The following is a 16,933-nucleotide window of genomic DNA, read 5'->3' as shown; positions in this document are numbered from 1 at the left end:
GACGCCAAGCTTGGCAACGGCGATAAGCCTAGACGGGAGTTAAGCAGATATTCATCGTCGTCTGAGATAACTCACTGAACTGTAGTGGACGACTTGAGGATCGGCGAATGTCGCTGGCGCAAAAACTTGCTGACGAACGACGGGCACGTTTGGCAGCCGAACGTTTGCTGGAACTGAAAAAGCGCGAGCTTTATGCGGCCAATCGGAAGCTGGGCAAACATGCTGCGCAGCTCTCAAACGAGATCGTAGAGACACGCGCCGAGTTTGAAACCGTCGTCAAGGAAAACAAACGTTTTCGTACAGATCTGGAAACGGCACAGGAACGCGCTGATCAGGCAGAGCGCCGTCTTTGGCATTCCATTGCCACCATAAAGGATGGCTTCGCCTTCTTTGATCAAGGCGGCAAGATGATTGCCGCGAACCCTTCATATCTCGCGATGTTTGAAGGAGCTGATCACATCAAGCCCGGCGTGAGCTATCAGGAGATCATGGAGTTTGCTGCTCACGAGGGCCTGTTCGTTCTGGAAGATACAACGCCGGATGACTGGTGCGAGATGATGGCCCAGCGTTGGCATGATGACGAACCGGAACCCGTGATTGTTCAACTCTGGAATGAAGAGTTTCTGAAACTTCTGGATCAGAAAAATGAAGGTGAGGACCGCACCAGCCTTGCATTGAATATTACGGAAAGCGTGCGCCAGGAAGCGGAGCTGCACCGTGCCCGCCAGGAAGCGGAAGCCGCCAGCCAGGCAAAATCCGCCTTTCTGGCCAATATGAGCCACGAACTCCGCACGCCAATGAATGGTGTGGTCGGCATGGCAGGCCTGCTCATGGACACCACTTTGAGCGAAGAACAACGTCTCTTTGCCTCGACAATCAAAAGCTCTGGCGAAGCGCTGCTGTCCATCATCAACGATGTATTGGACTACTCCAAACTCGGTGCCGAAAATGTCGGGCTGCGCAATGAAACCTTTGATCTGGAACGTTGCATTCATGAGGTCATGACCCTGCATCAAGTCTCCGCCCGTGAAAAAGGCGTCGAACTTCTTGTGGATTACGATCTGTTCCTACCAACACAATTCGTGGGTGACGTCGGGCGTTTGCGTCAGATTCTCACGCATCTTGTGGGCAATGGGGTCAAGTTCACCCACAGCGGCCATGTTAGCGTACAGGTGGTAGGCGTGATCACTAATGACGGCTCAAAAGCCGTTTTGCATGTCACGGTTCAAGACACCGGCATCGGTATTCCTGCGGAACAGATTGACCATATCTTCGGCGAATTCCATCAGGTCGACACCAGCCAGAACCGAGAGTTTGAGGGCACCGGTATCGGACTCGCCCTGACAAAACAGCTGGTCAATCTGATGTCTGGAGAAATCTGGGTGGATTCCGTGGAAGCTGAGGGAACCTCTTTTGGCTTCCGGCTAACGCTGCCGATTGATGAAAACTGCGATCATTTGCCGATCCCGCTGGCAGATACTGTGCAGCATGTCCTTGTGGCCTCGGAATCTGAAGTCAGCAGTGATTTTCTGAAAAAGCAGCTTGAGCAAATGGGGGCGACAGTCACGCTGTGTACTGAACAGTCGCAGGTTATGCTTTTGGCACCTCATGTGGATCTGATCCTCGCAGACCACACCCCAACAGGCGTGGATGCCCGACAGCTTGATCGCGAACTGCGCGCTGCAAATGTCTGCCCCCCTATTCTGGCTTTGACCAGCGATGCGGAAGCCTTTGCCGGTCTCGAAGGCGACAGTTTGATCAAGGCCATTTTGCAAAAACCCGGCTCCCGCGCAGAACTTAGTTTGGCCATCAGTCAATCCGCTCAGGCCATCAGCGCGGCAAGCCCCGCGCAAAATATGCGCCGTCGCATGCGTGTGCTGTCGGCTGAAGATAACAAGACCAACCGACTGGTTTTGGAAAAACTGCTGAAGTCTCTGGATATTGATCTTGAGTTTGCCAAAGACGGCGTGGAAGCCGTGGAGATGTACAAGTCTTACGCGCCAGATCTGATCTTCATGGATATCTCGATGCCGCGCATGGATGGCACAGAAGCCACTCAGAAAATCCGGGAACTGGAAGAAAACGGCAATCAGCGTACGCCCATCATCGCCCTGACCGCATTGGCCAATGAGGGTGATGAAGAACATGTGCTGAGCTGTGGTCTGGATCGATATCTGACAAAACCCCTGCGCAAAGCAGAGATTTTTAAGGTCATTTCCGAACATAAACCCAAAGGGACCACCGATCCCTTTGAGGCCACGGCAGTTGCAGTCTGATCCTAGGTTTCCGGGTAGTCGCGCAGGAAAACCCAGCGGTCCCCTTCCGATTTTTCCGGATCAAACCGGTAACCGCCATAGTCGAAATCTTTCAGACCTTCGGCCTCTGTCAGACGATTGTGAATCATGTAACGCGCCATGGAGCCGCGTGCTTTTTTTGCAAAGAACGACACAATCTTGGCGGTGCCGTCGCGTTCTTCCATGAAGACCGGTGTGATCACGCGCAGCTTCAACGCCTTCAGATCAACCGCGCCAAAATACTCCTGGCTGGCGCAGTTCACCAACACATCTGTGTTCAAACTCTCAGCCTGCGCCTTCAGCGCCTTGGCCGGCGCCGTGCGCCAGTAATCATAGAGGTTGGTGCCTCTGCGGGTCTTCAGGCGACTGCCCATTTCAAGCCGATAAGGCTGCATCGCATCCAAAGGCCGCAGCACCCCATATAAGCCGGAAAGAATGCGCAGATGCTCCTGTGCCCAGCGCATCTCATCAAGCTCAAGGCTCGCCGCATCCAGACCAACATAGGTGTCTCCGGCAAAAGCATGCACCGCAGGCCGCGTGGCCTCGATTTCGGGTGCGGCCTCAAAAGCACGGAACCGGTCACGATTGAGGCGCGCCAAGTCTTCGCTCAGATCCATAAGCTTGCGCAGATCACCAAGCGTAAGATTTTTGGCCGTCTTTGCCAGACGAATGGCATCTTCCTGAAAGTCAGGCTGCGTCATCTCAATGGAGACGGGATCCCAATTCAAACGTTTGGCTGGTGAAATCACAACAAGCATTCAGGTTCTCCCTTTGATCTCAATTGGTCTATTCGGATTGGCGCAAGACGTCCAGAAAAGCGGCGCCAAATCGATCCGCCCTGCGGTCCCCAAGCAACCTTGCCATATCCTGTTCTGTGCGCGGCTTATGACTGGCCACCTTGGCCAAAAGCCCAGCCGGACAGCTCATCGGTTTGTCGATGCCGTCTGGACCGCGCATCAATTCAGATTGCGCCTCAAGCAGTTGATCATAAAGACCGGCATCTTCACGACCGGCAATCTTGCGGCGGCTGGGATGCATCTGCGCAGCTTCCCCATTGATCACTTCCAAGAAAGCATCACCATAATTGGCCAGTTTCTTAGCACCCACGCCGCTGACGCGGGCCATATCATCCAGATTGGAGGGGCGCACTTCCGCCATCTCGGCCAATGTACGATCCGGAAAAATGACGTAGGCGGGCACTTTTGCAGCTTCGGCTAAAGCCCGGCGCTTGGCCTTCAAAGCCGACATCAGGGGCGCATTTTCTTCGCTTACCAGGGTTTTGGCCGCCGGACGGCGGGAGGTGATGCGAATGGTGTCGCGACGCAGCTCCACACGCTCTTCGTCACGCAAAACGGGGCGGGCGCGTTCCGTCATTGTCAACGCGCCGTGGCGTTCCGGATTGGGCCGCACGAGATCATGCCCCATCATCTGACGAAACACCGCCTGCCACTGACGTTTGTCATATTCTCGCCCAACCCCAAAGGTCGGCAGCGCATCATGGCCTCGCTCGCGTACCTTATCGGTTTCATTGCCCAACAGTATGTCGATCAGATGACCTGTCCCAAACCACTCTCCCGTGCGCAGAATGGCCGAAAGGGCTTTGCGCACGGCTTCGGTACCATCAAACACCTCCGGAGGCGTGTCACAAAGATCGCATTTGCCACATGTCACGTCCTCCTCGCCAAAATAGGCCAAAAGCTGTGTACGGCGACATTTGAGCGCCTCGGCAAGCCCCAAAAGCGCGTTCAGGCGGGCGTGATCTGCGGCACGGCGCTCTGGTGGGGCTAAGCCCTCATCAATCTGAGACCGACGCAGGCGAATGTCATCAGGCCCAAATAGCGTAAATGTCTCCGCTGGGGCACCATCGCGGCCCGCGCGGCCAATTTCCTGATAATAGGCTTCAATGGATTTGGGCAAATCCGCATGCGCGACCCAACGAATATCCGGTTTATCCACCCCCATGCCAAATGCCACGGTAGCGACGACAATCAAACCATCTTCCCGCTGGAAACTCGCCTCGGTCTCACGACGTTCCTGCGGATCCATTCCGCCATGGTAGTGCAAGGCCTGATGCCCTTCATCACGCAAGGCTTTGGCAAGGGATTCCGTCTTGGCCCGTGTGCCACAATAGACAATGCCAGATTGCCCTTTGCGCGCGGCGGCAAATTGCAGGATCTGTTTGCGCGGATTGTCTTTGGCGGCGAACGCCAAATGCAGGTTGGGGCGATCAAAACCGTGCAGGAAAACTTTCGGTGGCTGCGCCCCAAACAAACGCCCGATAATTTCCTCGCGCGTTTCTGCGTCTGCTGTTGCCGTGAAGGCTGCAATCGGCACATCCAGCGCGCGTTGCAACTCACCAATGCGCAGATAGTCTGGACGGAAATCATGGCCCCACTGGCTGACGCAATGTGCCTCATCCACAGCGATCAGGCCAACCCCGATCTGCCGCAACATGCCCAGCGCAGCGCCAGAGGCCAAACGTTCGGGCGCAATGTACAGCAGTTTGAGCCGCCCGGCCTCAATAGCCTCCCAGACCTGTGCGGTTTCTTCGTCAGTATTGCCAGAAGTCAAAGCGCCAGCTTCGACACCGGCTGCGCGCAAGGCGCGCACCTGATCGCGCATCAAGGCGATCAGTGGTGAAATCACCACTGTCACCCCCTCACGCAGAAGCGCAGGCAGTTGATAGCAAAGTGATTTGCCACCACCGGTGGGCATGATGGCCAGCACGTTTTCACCGCTGGCCACAGAGGTCACAATATCTTCCTGCCCGGGGCGGAAGGCATCAAAACCAAAAACCTCACTGAGAACGGTGCTCGCGGCCCGCATGCCTACCCCTGCCTGTTGAGCCCCTCAAATCGGGGCCGTCTGCTTTGGCGCAATGTCCCATAGCGCGCAGGAAGGCTCAAGCCAGAAGACCGCTCTTAGCCAAGCAGAATGGAGGGCAGAATATAGTCACGCAGCGAGATGATGATGATGAACACCACCAGAGGCGCAAGATCCAGTGGCCGCGTATCTGGCAAGACCCGGCGTACCGGCTCATAGATTGGCTCCAGCAGGCGGTTCAGACCAGTCCAAATCTGCGCCACGATAGGCTGATGCAGGTTCAACACCTGAAAGTTGATCAACCAGCTCATGATGATATGCGCCAGCATGAAGAAGAAGGCGATGTTCAGGATCAACTGAAGCGGACCGTAAATTGCCATCATGAGAGGCTCCTTTTGTGCGACTGGCCCACAGTTAAGCACCCAAAGAAAAAAGCACAAGACTGACGCAGGAATCACGGTTGACGAAGCCTTGCAGGCAGCATTGAAGAGCGCCCAAAGGAGACGCCAATGTACCCAGTCATGCGTATGGTCAAAGAGATGATCAAGTTTCGCAACGCCAGCCCTCTGCCCGTCACGGGCACGCATGTGTCACAGCACCGCTGCTGGCCCTCTGATATCGACCTTTGGATGGAACTGAACAACGGTCGCACGCTCACATTGTTTGATCTCGGCCGCATTCCGCTGGCCAGCCGTATTGGCCTTGTCAAAGTGCTACGAGAACAGAAATGGAGCATGACCATGGCCGGTGCTTCGGTGCGCTATCGCCGTCGCATTCGCACCTTTGAGAAAATCGAAATGCGCAGCCGGGCCGCCTGTTGGGATGATCGCTTTGTTTATCTGGAGCAGTCCATGTGGAAACAAAACGGTGAATGCGCCAACCATGCGCTCTACCGTGCCGCCGTGACCGATGCGAGTGGCATTGTCTCACCTGCGCGCGTGATGGAAGCCATGGGGCAGGATACCCCTTCTCCTGACGCGCCAGACTGGATCAAAGGGTGGATCGCAGCAGACGCAGACCGCCCTTGGCCCCCTATGCAGGAATAACTTGCTTAGGTTGTGTCTTCGCGTCTAATTGTGGACAAAGTCCGAGGGGATACGGATGCAACAGACAACAGCGCGCAAGCGGATTTGGGGATGGTTCTTTTTTGACTGGGCCAGCCAACCTTACAACACTCTTCTGATCACATTCATTTTTGCTCCTTACATCAAGGATCTGATCGGAGACGGTGCGCAGGCGCAGACGGTTTGGGGATTTGGCATTGGAGCGGCAGGCCTGGTTATTGCCATTCTCGCGCCAATCCTTGGTGCCTTGGCGGACAATTCCGGCAATCGCCTGCGTTGGATATGGCTTTTTTCGGCCATGTATATCATCGGCTCCTTCGGCCTGTGGTGGGCTGCTCCGGACAGCTTTAATCTCACAACCACGCTTCTGTTCTTTGCCATCGGCATGATCGGCATGGAATTTGCCACGATTTTCACCAATTCCATGCTGCCGGAACTGGGCAGCGCCGAAGAGGTCGGTCGAATTTCGGGCAATGGTTGGGCCTTTGGATATGTAGGGGGGCTTTTGGCTCTGGTGATCATGCTGACCCTTTTTGCCGAAGACGCCAGCAGTGGCAAAACACTGATTGGCATTAATCCTCTCTTCGGGTTAGACGCCAGTGCGCGGGAGGGCACACGTTTTGTCGGGCCTTTGACGGCGATTTGGTTCGCGGTCTTCATGATCCCTTTTGTGCTTTGGGTGCGTGATCCAAAACCGTCCAAACCTGTGAAAGGCGCCACGGCTAAAGCCCTCAAAGACGTCTGGGGCACCATTCGGAACCTACCGCAGACCCCATCGCTTTTTGCCTATCTGGGCAGCTCGATGTTTTATCGCGACGCCCTGAACGGCATGTATACATTCGGCGGCATCTACGCCGCGGGTGTATTGAACTGGTCCGTAGTGGATGTGGGCATCTTTGGCATTCTGGCCATCATTTCCGGCGCAATATTTGCATGGCTCGGTGGGCGGGCAGATATGAAATTTGGCCCCAAACCCGTGATCAAAATCTGTATTCTTATCCTCTGCGCCGTGGCGATTTCCATTGTGTTTGTGTCACGAGAAAGCGTGTTTGGCATGGCCATTGAAGAGACATCCAAACTGCCTGACATAATCTTTTATGTGCTTGGGGCGGCGATTGGGGCCGCTGGGGGCGTCATCCAATCAGCCAGCCGCTCGATGATGGTGCGGCAGGCCATTCCCGACCGCACGGCAGAGTCCTTTGGGCTTTATGCGTTGGCGGGCAAAGCCACCTCGTTTATTGCACCTTTTCTGATTGGCATCATGACGGCAGTCTCCGGTAGTCAACAGATTGGCGTTACACCGCTTATCGCGCTTTTCCTGCTGGGTCTGATCCTGCTACGCTGGGTTGACCCAAAGGGAGATCATTCAACATGGGGCACCGTCTCTTAACTGTACTGGCCTTGTTTGGCCTCGCGGCATGCCAACCGGATCCGCCGCAAAAAACTGTGACACTTTCCACTCATCAGGAGCTTCCTGCCACCATGCAGGGCGTTCAAGCAAAACAGCTTTTTGGTGCGGAACCCAAAGCCTCCAACCAAAGCAGCAGCCCGTTTGGCAGCTATGCTAAAGGCTGTCTTGCGGGTGGCACGGAACTGGCAGAAACCGGCCCGACATGGCAGGCCATGCGGCTGTCGCGCAATCGCAACTGGGGCCATCCCGTTACCATCGACTATATCAAGGATCTCTCAGCCAAAGCGGCGCAACAACCCGGCTGGAACGGGCTTTATATCGGCGATATCAGCCAGCCACGGGGCGGGCCGATGCTGACGGGACATCGCAGCCATCAGCTTGGCTTGGACATTGATATCTGGATGCGCCCTGCGGACACGCTCACGCTCAGCCCTACTCAGCGCGAGAACATCTCCTCCATTTCCATGCGCCGCAACAACGGTGCTTATGTGAACAGCAGTTGGACCAAACAACACCACAACATCCTCAAAGCGGCGGCAAGCGATCCCCGTGTCGCACGGATCTTTGTCTTCCCCGGTGCAAAGGTGCAGATGTGTGAAGATGCGAAAGGCGATCGCAGCTGGCTGCGCAAGATCCGCCCTTGGTGGGGACATCACTATCATTTTCACGTGCGCCTGAATTGCCCGGAGGGCGCAGAGGGATGTGTGAACCAAGATCCGCCCCCAGCCGGGGATGGATGTGACGATGCCCGCAAATGGGTGCAGGATATCCTCTTCCCGCCGCCGCCAGATCCGAATGCACCACCGCCCAAACCCCGCCGTGAACTCCAGATGACGGATCTGCCAAAACAATGCGTCAACGTATTGCAATCTCCGTAGGCGTCGGTCTTGCCGCATTGGCCCTACATGCGCTTTGGGCCAATGCCACACCATCGTCCCGTCAAGCTGCGACGCATCTGGCAAGCTACCGCTGGCAGATCCCGGAAGGCTGGTTTGGCGGGTTTTCAGGGCTCATTATATCTGAGGACGGCACAAACCTGTTGGCGGTGTCAGATCGCGGGCAGTTTGTGCAGGCTGCGCTTCTGCGCGAGGACAGCCAGATCTCAGACGTCACCAATGTCCGCCGCGCACAGGTATTGCGAAAGAATGGTCAATTTGCACCGCGCCCCATAGGGCGGGACACCGAAGGTCTGGCCCTGATGCCCAATGGGGCTATCATGGTGTCTTTTGAAGGCCAGCATCGCCTCGAACGTTTCGCACAGCCCGGCGCCATTCCCAGAGCGGTTGCATGGCATGCAGATTTTGACCAGATGCCTAAAAACGCGGGATTTGAGGCCATTGCAACTGCGGCAGACGGGACAGTTTATGCGATGCCAGAAGCGCCTATCGGGGCAGAGGATGTGATTCAGGTCTTTGCCTTAAAGGGCGGCGCATGGCGCAAGGCATTTACGCTCAACCGCGATAAACAGTTTCAACCTGTTGGGGCAGATATAGGGCCGGATGGGCGGCTTTACATATTGGAGCGCGGTTTCAACGGCTTTGGATTTCGCACCCGTGCGCGCAGTTTTGACATCTCTGGCACGCAGGCGAGCGATGAAAAACTGTTGTTTCAAAAAGGCATAGGTCGGCACGACAATCTTGAAGGCCTGTCCGTCTGGCGCGATGATCAGGCCCGCATCCGCCTGACGATGATCAGCGATGACAACTTTCGCCTGATTCAGCGCACCGAGATCGTGGAATACATCATAGACCCATAAAACTTGATTTATCTGCGCCAGAGCGGTAAACGCGCCACCGTCCCGCGAGTCGCGCGGGGTCAAGTCGCCGCTACCTTGTCAAAACGGGCTCAGACAAATGAACACGAAATATCTTCCTGGCATTCTTGCCATGGCGGCCATTGTGGTTGCCTCCAACATCCTTGTACAGTTCCTGTTTGGTAACTGGCTGACCTGGGGTGCCTTTACCTATCCTCTCGCTTTCCTTGTGACCGACGTCATGAACCGCGTTTACGGTGCCGCTGCGGCACGCCGTGTGGTGCTTGCGGGCTTTGTTGTTGGCGTTATCTGCTCCTTCATCGGCACGCAGATCATGCTGGAAGGCGACGGATTCACCTATCCGGCCGTCACTCTGCGCATTGCCATTGGCTCTGGTCTGGCTTTCCTGACCGCGCAACTGCTTGATGTGGCGGTGTTTGATGAAATGCGCGAGGGAGCATGGTGGCGCGCGCCGCTGGCTTCGACGCTGATTGGATCCTCTGTGGATACCATCATTTTCTTCAGCGTTGCCTTCAGCGGCGCACTGTCTTTCATCGAACCGAGCAACGACGTGAGCTGGGCTGCGGAGATGCTGCCATTGCTGGGCGCAGGGCCGGTTGTGCCGCTCTGGGTCAGCCTCGCCTTTGCCGATTGGATGGTCAAACTCTCGCTGGCTTTGCTTGCTCTTGTGCCATTCCGCATCATCGTGGGGTCTTTGACAGCGCGCACCACATGATTTTGTTTGACATATCTTTGGCCTGTGGCAGGCTGAAGATACGCGAAACAATCTGAAAGGAGGTGCCCATTGTCTAGAGAAGCTATGGAGAACGAGGTCGGAACAGTTTGGAAGGAGTGCAGCTGAGGCAGCCCTTGGCTGACATAAGATCCGAATTGGTGTGATCCTAACCGACGCACCTCCAATCATCTCGAAGGGCTGTTTCCAACGCGGGAAGCAGCCCTTTTTGATGCGCGTTAACCACTTTTTTGTGCAAAATTTCACGTCGGTATCGCGTCGGTATCCCGACTGTATTGCGTCGGTGGATTTTTTGAGCACATAGAAAAGCACATATCTTAACCCACCGACCGCGCAACGCGGGGAGCGCCATGCTGAGAATCAGCGATGAGATCACAATTGAAGACTGGGAACTGACCGAACAGTTCATGCGCGCCAGCGGACCCGGTGGGCAGAATGTGAACAAGGTCTCCTCAGCAGTTGAGCTGCGGTTTGAAGCCGCGCGCTCCCCGGCGCTGAGTGCCCCGATCAAAGCACGGCTGAAACGGCTGGCCGGACGGCGCTGGACCAAAGATGGCGCGGTGGTGCTGCAATGTGACGAAACCCGCAGTCAGGCCCGCAACCGGGAGATCGCGCGTGACCGTCTTGCCGAGCTGATCCGAAAGGCGCTGGTGGCGCCCAAACGTCGGATCAAAACCAAACCCACCTACGGCAGCCAGCAGCGACGACTGAAGGCCAAGAAAGAGCGCGGTGAAGTCAAAGCCATGCGCGGGCGGATTACACGCGACGATTGATCCGGGGTTGCGATTGGCAGGCATCGGGCGCAGAAAGACGCAAGAGTTTTGCCGGGAAGAAATAGGGAGCAACCCATGGCAGATGTGTTGACGCGCCGCGCGCGGCTTTTGGGGCCGCATATGACGACATTTTACAGAGAGCCTGTGCATCTGGCCCGCGGCGAAGGGACCTATCTTTGGGACACCGACGGCCGCAAGTATCTGGATTGCTACAACAACGTGCCTCATGTGGGCCATTGCCACCCCCGCGTGGTGGAAGCGATTGCCACACAGGCGGCAACCCTCAACACCCACACCCGTTACGTGCATGACGGCATTCTGGAATATGGCGAAGCGTTGACCGCGAAGTTTGACCATGACCTCGACAGTATGGTGATGGTCTGTTCCGGCTCTGAGGCCAATGATGTGGCGCTACGCATGGCGCAGGCGATGACCGGCAAGACCGGGGTGATCACCACCGACAACACCTATCACGGCAATACCGCAGCGGTGAGCCAGCTTAACACCTCCAAAGTGCCCATCGGCGGCTTTCAGGACCATGTGAAACGTGCGCCCGCGCCCGACAATATGATGCCGCCGGGCGGCACACGGGAAGGTCAGGCCAAAGCTTTTGCTGAAGGTGTGAAAACCGCCATCGCAGAGCTTGAGGCCAATGGTCATGGGGTCTCAGCTCTGATTGTCTGCCCCTATTTTGCCAACGAAGGCTTCCCGACGTTGGAAGAGGGCTTTCTTGACGACGCCATCGCGCTGGTGCGTGCGGCGGGCGGGATCATTATTGCCGATGAGGTGCAGCCGGGATTTGGCCGGATTGGCAGCCATTGGTGGGGCCATCAGAAGCTGAACTTTGCGCCCGATATTGTGACGCTGGGCAAGCCAATGGCCAATGGCCACCCGGTGGCCGCCGTGATCACCCGGCCTGAGATCCTCACCGCGTTTCAGGAAGGGTTCAAATATTTCAACACCTTTGGCGGCAATCCGGTGAGTGCGGCGGCGGCCATGGCGGTGCTCAATGTGATTGAAGACGAAAACCTTGTGGAGAACGCCAAGGATGTGGGCGCCTATGCGGTGGGCCTGCTCAAAGAGCTGCAGACACGCTATGATGTGATCGCCGATGTGCGCGGATCTGGCCTGTTCTTTGGAGCAGAGCTGTGGCGCGATGGCAAACCGGCAACCGCGCTCTGTGATGCAATGGTGGAAGAGATGCGCAACCGTGGCGTGCTGCTGCACACCGAGGGCCGATTTGACAACACGCTGAAGATCCGCCCGCCCTGTGCCTTTGGCCGCGCAGATGCGGATTTGCTTGCCGAAACCCTCGATGCAGCCTTTGGAGCCGTGGCATGAACGACGATCAGGCCCTTATTGCGGCGCAAGAGGCGCTGAAAGCCTGGGGTGTGGAGATGTCCCCCCGGCTGATCAAGAACCGTGAGAACATTGTTCTGGAAGCGGCAAGCCCCGATGGGCAGCGCGCGGCATTGCGCCTGCACCGCCCCGGCTATCAGAGTGATGATGCCATTCGCTCCGAACTCTGGTGGTCAGAGGCGCTGGTGGCGGCCGGTATGATCGTGCCACAGCCGATCCGCACGCTGGCCGGTGAGGTGCTGGCGACGGGCGGGCCGCGTGTGGCCTCACTGGTGACATGGCTGGAGGGCGCACCGCTGGGCGAAGGGGGCGTGCAACTGGCGATGGCACCGCAAGCGCAGGCAGATCTGCATGAAGCTCTGGGGGCAGAGCTGGCGCGGTTGCATCTGGCGAGCGATGCCATGGAGCGCCCGGAGGCCTTTGAACGCGAAGTGCTCGATCTGGACGCGCTGTTGGGGGAGGATCCCTCCTGGGGCCGGTTCTGGGAGAATGCGAGCCTGTCAGAAGAGGAAGCGCATTTGCTGTTGACCTGTCGGGACAAGCTGCGCGCGGTGATTGGCGCGCATGCGGCGGCGGATGGCGATTTTGGTCTGATCCACGCGGATGCGCTGCGCGAAAACGTGCTGGTGCAGGGTGATGACGTGCGGCTGATCGACTTTGATGACGGGGTATTTGGCTTCCGCATGTATGAGCTGGGCGTGGCCATGTCACAGAATTGGGATCAGGCCAATGAGGCCGATCTGGGCGGGGCGCTGCTGCGTGGCTATGCCTCTGTACGGGCCTTGCCCGAGAATGCCGCCGCTCTGCTGGACGCTTTCACCGTGATGCGGGCCATGGCCTCTTGTGGCTGGGTGATCGGACGCTACGCAGACGACCACCCTGCGGTGCGCGATTATGCGGAACGGGCGATTGCGATGGCAAAGCGCTTTGTGTGAGACAGCGGTCTGATCCCCATGGGGATCAAACAATCACATCCATTTCATCCTGTTGCCCCACGCCAAACACCCGTTTGTAGCGTTCGATTTCGCTGGCGGGGCCCATGGCTTTGTTGGGGTTGTCTGACAGTTTGACAGTGGGGGTGCCATTGGCTTTGATCGCTTTGCAGACCATCGAGAAAGGTGCCAGACCATCGTCTGGGGTGAGGCCGCGGAAATCATTGGTCAGAAGCGTGCCCCAGCCAAAAGACACACGCGCACGACCGGCAAATTGGGTGTGCAGCTCGGCAATCTTATCGGTATCCAGACCATCGGAGAAGATGATCAGCTTCTGTGTCGGATCTTCGCCGCGCTCTTTCCACCAGCGAATTGCAGTTTCGGCGCCTTTGGCAGGGTCGCCGCTATCGATGCGAATGCCTGTCCAGCCTGCGAGCCAATCCGGCGCGTGTTTGAGGAAGCCCTCGGTGCCATAGGTGTCAGGCAGGATGACGCGCAGGTTGCCTTCATGCTCTTCGTGCCAGTCTTCCAGCACCTTGTAGGGCGCATGGCGCAGTTCATCGTCGGTCTGGGCCAGGGCCGAGAACACCATGGGCAGCTCATGGGCGTTGGTGCCAATGGCCTCCAGATCACGCTTCATGGCGATGAGGCAGTTGGAGGTGCCAACAAATTTGTTGCCCAACCCTTCGACCATGGCCTGCACGCACCAGTCCTGCCAAAGATAGGAGTGGCGACGACGGGTGCCAAAATCGGCGATGCGCAGATCTGGCAGCATGTTGAGATGATTGATCTTTTCCCAGAGTTTGGTCATCGCGCGGGCATAGAGCACCTGAAGCTCGAATTTGCGCATGTCATGCAGCACAGCGCGGCCGCGCAGCTCCATCAGGACTGCCAGCGCCGGGATTTCCCAGAGCATGACCTCATGCCATTTGCCCTCAAAGGTCAGCTCATACTGCCCATCGCGTTTTTCCAGATGGTAATCCGGCAGGCGCATGTTTTCGAACCACTCCATGAAGTCTGAGCGGAACATCTGACGCTTGCCATAGAAGGTGTTGCCGCGCAGGAAGGTGCTTTCACCGCGGGTCAGCGACAGGGACTGAATATGGTCCAGCTGTTCACGCAACTCACCTTCGTCGATCAACTCCGCAAGGCGCACTTGGGAGGAGCGATTGATCAGGCTGAAGGTGACATGGGCGTCGGGACGGTTGCGAAAAATGGATTGGCACATCAGCAACTTGTAAAAATCGTTGTCGATGAGAGACCGCACAATGGGATCAATCTTCCATTTGTGGTTCCAGACGCGCGTGGCAATGTCGACCATAGTTTTCTGGCCCCCAATTCTTTGGTTTGGCTGTTGATAGCCAGATTTTTAAGCGCCTCCAAGCCCTTTGGGCCTGTGGGTGTATTTTCACGAAGCGCCTCCAAGGGGGAAAATCCGCCTATCACACAGTCAAGCGCCGGTTTTTTCCACCAGCTGCGGCTTGGCCTTCTGCAGTTCAAGCGCTTTGGTCAACGCCACAAGGAGATCGGCCCGCCGCAGTGGCTTGCTGACAAAATCATCCATCCCGGCCTCAATACAAGCCTCCCGATCGCTGCGGTAGGCGTTGGCGGTGATGGCGATGATCTGGGGCTGAGGCATATTGAGGGCGCGGATGGCGCGGGTGGCGTCCAGCCCGTCCATGACAGGCATCGACATATCCATCAGAATGACATCAGGCTGTGATGTTTTGACCTGCTCCACCGCTTTGGCCCCGTCTTCCGCCATCAACAAGGTCAGCGGGAAATCCTTGAGCAGTTTTTCCACAAGCAGGCGGTTGGTGCGGTTGTCCTCGGCGAGCAACACAGTGGCGTTTTCGAGCAAATCCACGGGGATTTCTGTGCTCTCAACGGGATGTGCCGCAATTTCAGGGCAAACGGCACAGAGATTTGTAAAGATGGTAAAACAGGACCCCACATCAAGGGTACTGGTCACAGTCACATCGCCGCCCATCAGCCGTGCCAATTGACGGGAGATCGCCAGCCCGAGTCCGGTGCCGCCAAATTGACGGGTCGTGGCGGCGTCGGCCTGTTCAAACTGTTCAAAGATATACGGCAGGCGGTGTGCAGGAATGCCAATGCCCGTATCCGTCACCCGAAACACAATGCTGCCGCATGCTGCGGTTTCCACCGCGATATCGACGCTGCCCTGCTCGGTGAACTTGACGGCATTGCCGATCACATTGACCAATATCTGTCGCAACCGCCCTTCGTCACCCAGCACCGTGTCCGGCAAGCCATCGGCTCTGGAAAGGGTCAGGGCAATCCCCTTGGCCTCCGCCTGAGGGCGCATCAGGTTCACCACTTCTTTCAAACAGGTATCCAGCAGGAAGCCATTGCTGTTGATGGTGATGTGGCCATCCTTGAGTTTGGAATAATCCAGAATGTCGTTGATGATGGTCAGCAGCGCCTCGGAGGAGTGACGGATTGTTTGAACATAGAGAGCTTCCTCTTTGCCCAGCTCCGCCTCGCCAAGCAGCTCGGCCATGCCGATGATGCCATTCATCGGGGTGCGAATTTCATGGCTCATGTTGGCGAGGAAGATCGTCTTGGCCTGCTCGCCCATTTCCGCCGCCTGTTTCGCTGCAGCCAGCTCTTTCTCCTGCCGTTTCTTGTTGGTGATGTCGCGCTCAATAGACACACACATCTCCAGATTGCCCTGCTCGTCAAAGACCGGGGCTACGTTGGTTTCGACCCAGAAAGGCTGCCCGTCTCTGGTGTAGTTGATGTTTTCGCTACGAGAGGGACGACCCTGTAGAATATCGCTCATCAAGACACCCTGAGCGGACTGATCAGAATGCGCACCATAGATGACATCCGCAGGTGTCTTACCAACCACCTCCGAAAGCTTATATCCGGTCCGCTTTGTGAAGGCCGGATTGATCCACAGAATCCGCGCTTCTTTGTCCAGCATCAACACGCTGTCGACGGCATTCTCCGGGATGGACGCAAGCCGCCGGCTTTCGCGTTGCCGCTCCATGAGAGCCGCATTTACCGTTGCCAGCTCCAGCGCCTGTTCTAACTGACGGCGCTGTTGTTGCAGATCGCGCAGGCGTCCATTGGTCACGTAACTTACAAACGGCAGCATCGTGTAGGCGATCATGATGGTCACCCCAAAATTATAGAGCAGCTGCACAGGGTCGTATTGCAAGATGAAGTAATCAGCCAAATAGAGCGGAATGATACTGCCACAGAAGACAATCAACCGCGCCATTGAAGCGTAGCGATGGAAGCTGAGGGACATGACCGCATTCATCGCCGCGGTGGCTAGATAAGACAGGCAAAGCATAAGGCCCGCCTCACGCGGGATATGATACCACATGAAGGCAACGAAGACGACGAGACCTATCGCCTGAATCGACGCACTGATGGTGCTTTGCAGAATCAAACGTTTGAGAGGAACGCCACGCTCCATGCGATCCACCAGCCCGCGCAGCACTAGGGCATCAATGGTTTCGCCAATCAGAATGGGCACAAGCGCCTGTAGCCCCACCCATGGTGACACGGTAACCATAAGCACAGCAATGCCCATGAGCATAAAGACCTGTCGGCTGAGGGCATGACTAAGGCGGCCCAGAACATAGCGTTCAAGCCGACCGGACTGAGTGTTGCGCTTATCAAATTCCTCCAGCGCGCGATTTAACTCATGAATTTCGGCTGCCATGCGCGGCCCATCCTAGAAAATCAAATGGCGTTTTGATGTCGGGAAATGGTTAACAAACAAAAAACAGACA

14 protein-coding genes are annotated in these 16,933 nt (G+C 56.7%); 9 read left to right on the top strand and 5 right to left on the bottom strand.

Annotation, left to right across the window (positions count from 1 at the left end; translation table 11 throughout):
- Nucleotides 1–107 precede the first annotated feature (107 nt).
- Nucleotides 108–2,276, top strand: a complete 2,169-nt coding sequence (locus SHM7688_RS05310) for a response regulator (RefSeq protein WP_058238922.1) — start codon at nt 108–110, stop codon at nt 2,274–2,276.
- Nucleotides 2,277–2,278: 2 nt separating this feature from the next.
- On the opposite strand, the gene yaaA is transcribed toward SHM7688_RS05310, so the two are convergent.
- The 3 genes from yaaA to SHM7688_RS05295 all read right to left on the bottom strand — a co-directional run bounded on the left by yaaA (nt 2,279) and on the right by SHM7688_RS05295 (nt 5,500).
- A complete protein-coding gene (yaaA, locus tag SHM7688_RS05305) occupies nt 2,279–3,052 on the bottom strand; it encodes a peroxide stress protein YaaA (protein ID WP_058238921.1) in 774 nt (257 codons plus the stop codon).
- Nucleotides 3,053–3,080: 28 nt separating this feature from the next.
- Complete coding sequence (recQ, locus tag SHM7688_RS05300; protein WP_058238920.1) at nt 3,081–5,120, bottom strand: DNA helicase RecQ; 2,040 nt, start codon at nt 5,118–5,120, stop codon at nt 3,081–3,083.
- 95 nt (nt 5,121–5,215) lie between these two features.
- Nucleotides 5,216–5,500 (bottom strand): YggT family protein, encoded by a 285-nt coding sequence (locus tag SHM7688_RS05295; protein ID WP_058238919.1) that lies wholly within the window; start codon nt 5,498–5,500, stop codon nt 5,216–5,218.
- 126 nt (nt 5,501–5,626) lie between these two features.
- On the opposite strand from SHM7688_RS05295, the gene SHM7688_RS05290 reads away from it, so the two are divergent.
- The 8 genes from SHM7688_RS05290 (at nt 5,627) to SHM7688_RS05255 (ending at nt 13,166) form a co-directional block, all read left to right on the top strand.
- Nucleotides 5,627–6,163: an acyl-CoA thioesterase gene (locus SHM7688_RS05290; RefSeq protein ID WP_058238918.1), complete on the top strand. Its 537-nt coding sequence runs from the start codon at nt 5,627–5,629 to the stop codon at nt 6,161–6,163.
- 55 nt (nt 6,164–6,218) lie between these two features.
- Nucleotides 6,219–7,571 (top strand): MFS transporter, encoded by a 1,353-nt coding sequence (locus SHM7688_RS05285; protein WP_058238917.1) that lies wholly within the window; start codon nt 6,219–6,221, stop codon nt 7,569–7,571.
- 92 nt (nt 7,572–7,663) lie between these two features.
- A complete protein-coding gene (gene mepA / locus SHM7688_RS05280; RefSeq protein ID WP_306341255.1) occupies nt 7,664–8,470 on the top strand; it encodes a penicillin-insensitive murein endopeptidase in 807 nt (268 codons plus the stop codon).
- Nucleotides 8,443–9,348, top strand: a complete 906-nt coding sequence (locus SHM7688_RS05275) for an esterase-like activity of phytase family protein (protein WP_058238915.1) — start codon at nt 8,443–8,445, stop codon at nt 9,346–9,348. Before mepA ends, SHM7688_RS05275 begins: the two co-directional genes overlap by 28 nt.
- A gap of 97 nt (nt 9,349–9,445) precedes the next feature.
- Nucleotides 9,446–10,081 (top strand): queuosine precursor transporter, encoded by a 636-nt coding sequence (locus tag SHM7688_RS05270; RefSeq protein ID WP_058238914.1) that lies wholly within the window; start codon nt 9,446–9,448, stop codon nt 10,079–10,081.
- Nucleotides 10,082–10,449: 368 nt separating this feature from the next.
- Complete coding sequence (arfB, locus tag SHM7688_RS05265) at nt 10,450–10,872, top strand: alternative ribosome rescue aminoacyl-tRNA hydrolase ArfB (protein ID WP_058238913.1); 423 nt, start codon at nt 10,450–10,452, stop codon at nt 10,870–10,872.
- 75 nt (nt 10,873–10,947) lie between these two features.
- On the top strand, nt 10,948–12,213 hold the full coding sequence (locus SHM7688_RS05260) for an aminotransferase class III-fold pyridoxal phosphate-dependent enzyme (protein ID WP_058238912.1): 1,266 nt from the start codon (nt 10,948–10,950) through the stop codon (nt 12,211–12,213).
- Nucleotides 12,210–13,166 carry a phosphotransferase enzyme family protein gene (locus tag SHM7688_RS05255; protein ID WP_058238911.1) on the top strand — a complete coding sequence of 319 codons (957 nt, stop codon included), beginning with the start codon at nt 12,210–12,212 and terminating at the stop codon, nt 13,164–13,166. Before SHM7688_RS05260 ends, SHM7688_RS05255 begins: the two co-directional genes overlap by 4 nt.
- A gap of 25 nt (nt 13,167–13,191) precedes the next feature.
- On the opposite strand, the gene pncB is transcribed toward SHM7688_RS05255, so the two are convergent.
- Both pncB and SHM7688_RS05245 read right to left on the bottom strand, forming a co-directional pair.
- Nucleotides 13,192–14,484 carry a nicotinate phosphoribosyltransferase gene (gene pncB, locus SHM7688_RS05250; RefSeq protein ID WP_058238910.1) on the bottom strand — a complete coding sequence of 431 codons (1,293 nt, stop codon included), beginning with the start codon at nt 14,482–14,484 and terminating at the stop codon, nt 13,192–13,194.
- Between the two features lie 129 nt (nt 14,485–14,613).
- Nucleotides 14,614–16,863: a PAS domain-containing hybrid sensor histidine kinase/response regulator gene (locus SHM7688_RS05245; protein ID WP_058238909.1), complete on the bottom strand. Its 2,250-nt coding sequence runs from the start codon at nt 16,861–16,863 to the stop codon at nt 14,614–14,616.
- Between the last annotated feature and the right edge of the window lie 70 nt (nt 16,864–16,933).

Source organism: Shimia marina (genome assembly GCF_001458175.1).
In the GTDB taxonomy this organism is placed as follows: Bacteria; Pseudomonadota; Alphaproteobacteria; order Rhodobacterales; family Rhodobacteraceae; genus Shimia; species Shimia marina.
The sequence above is the reverse complement of the archived record's forward strand: the minus strand, read 5'-3'. Positions and strand labels throughout refer to the sequence as shown.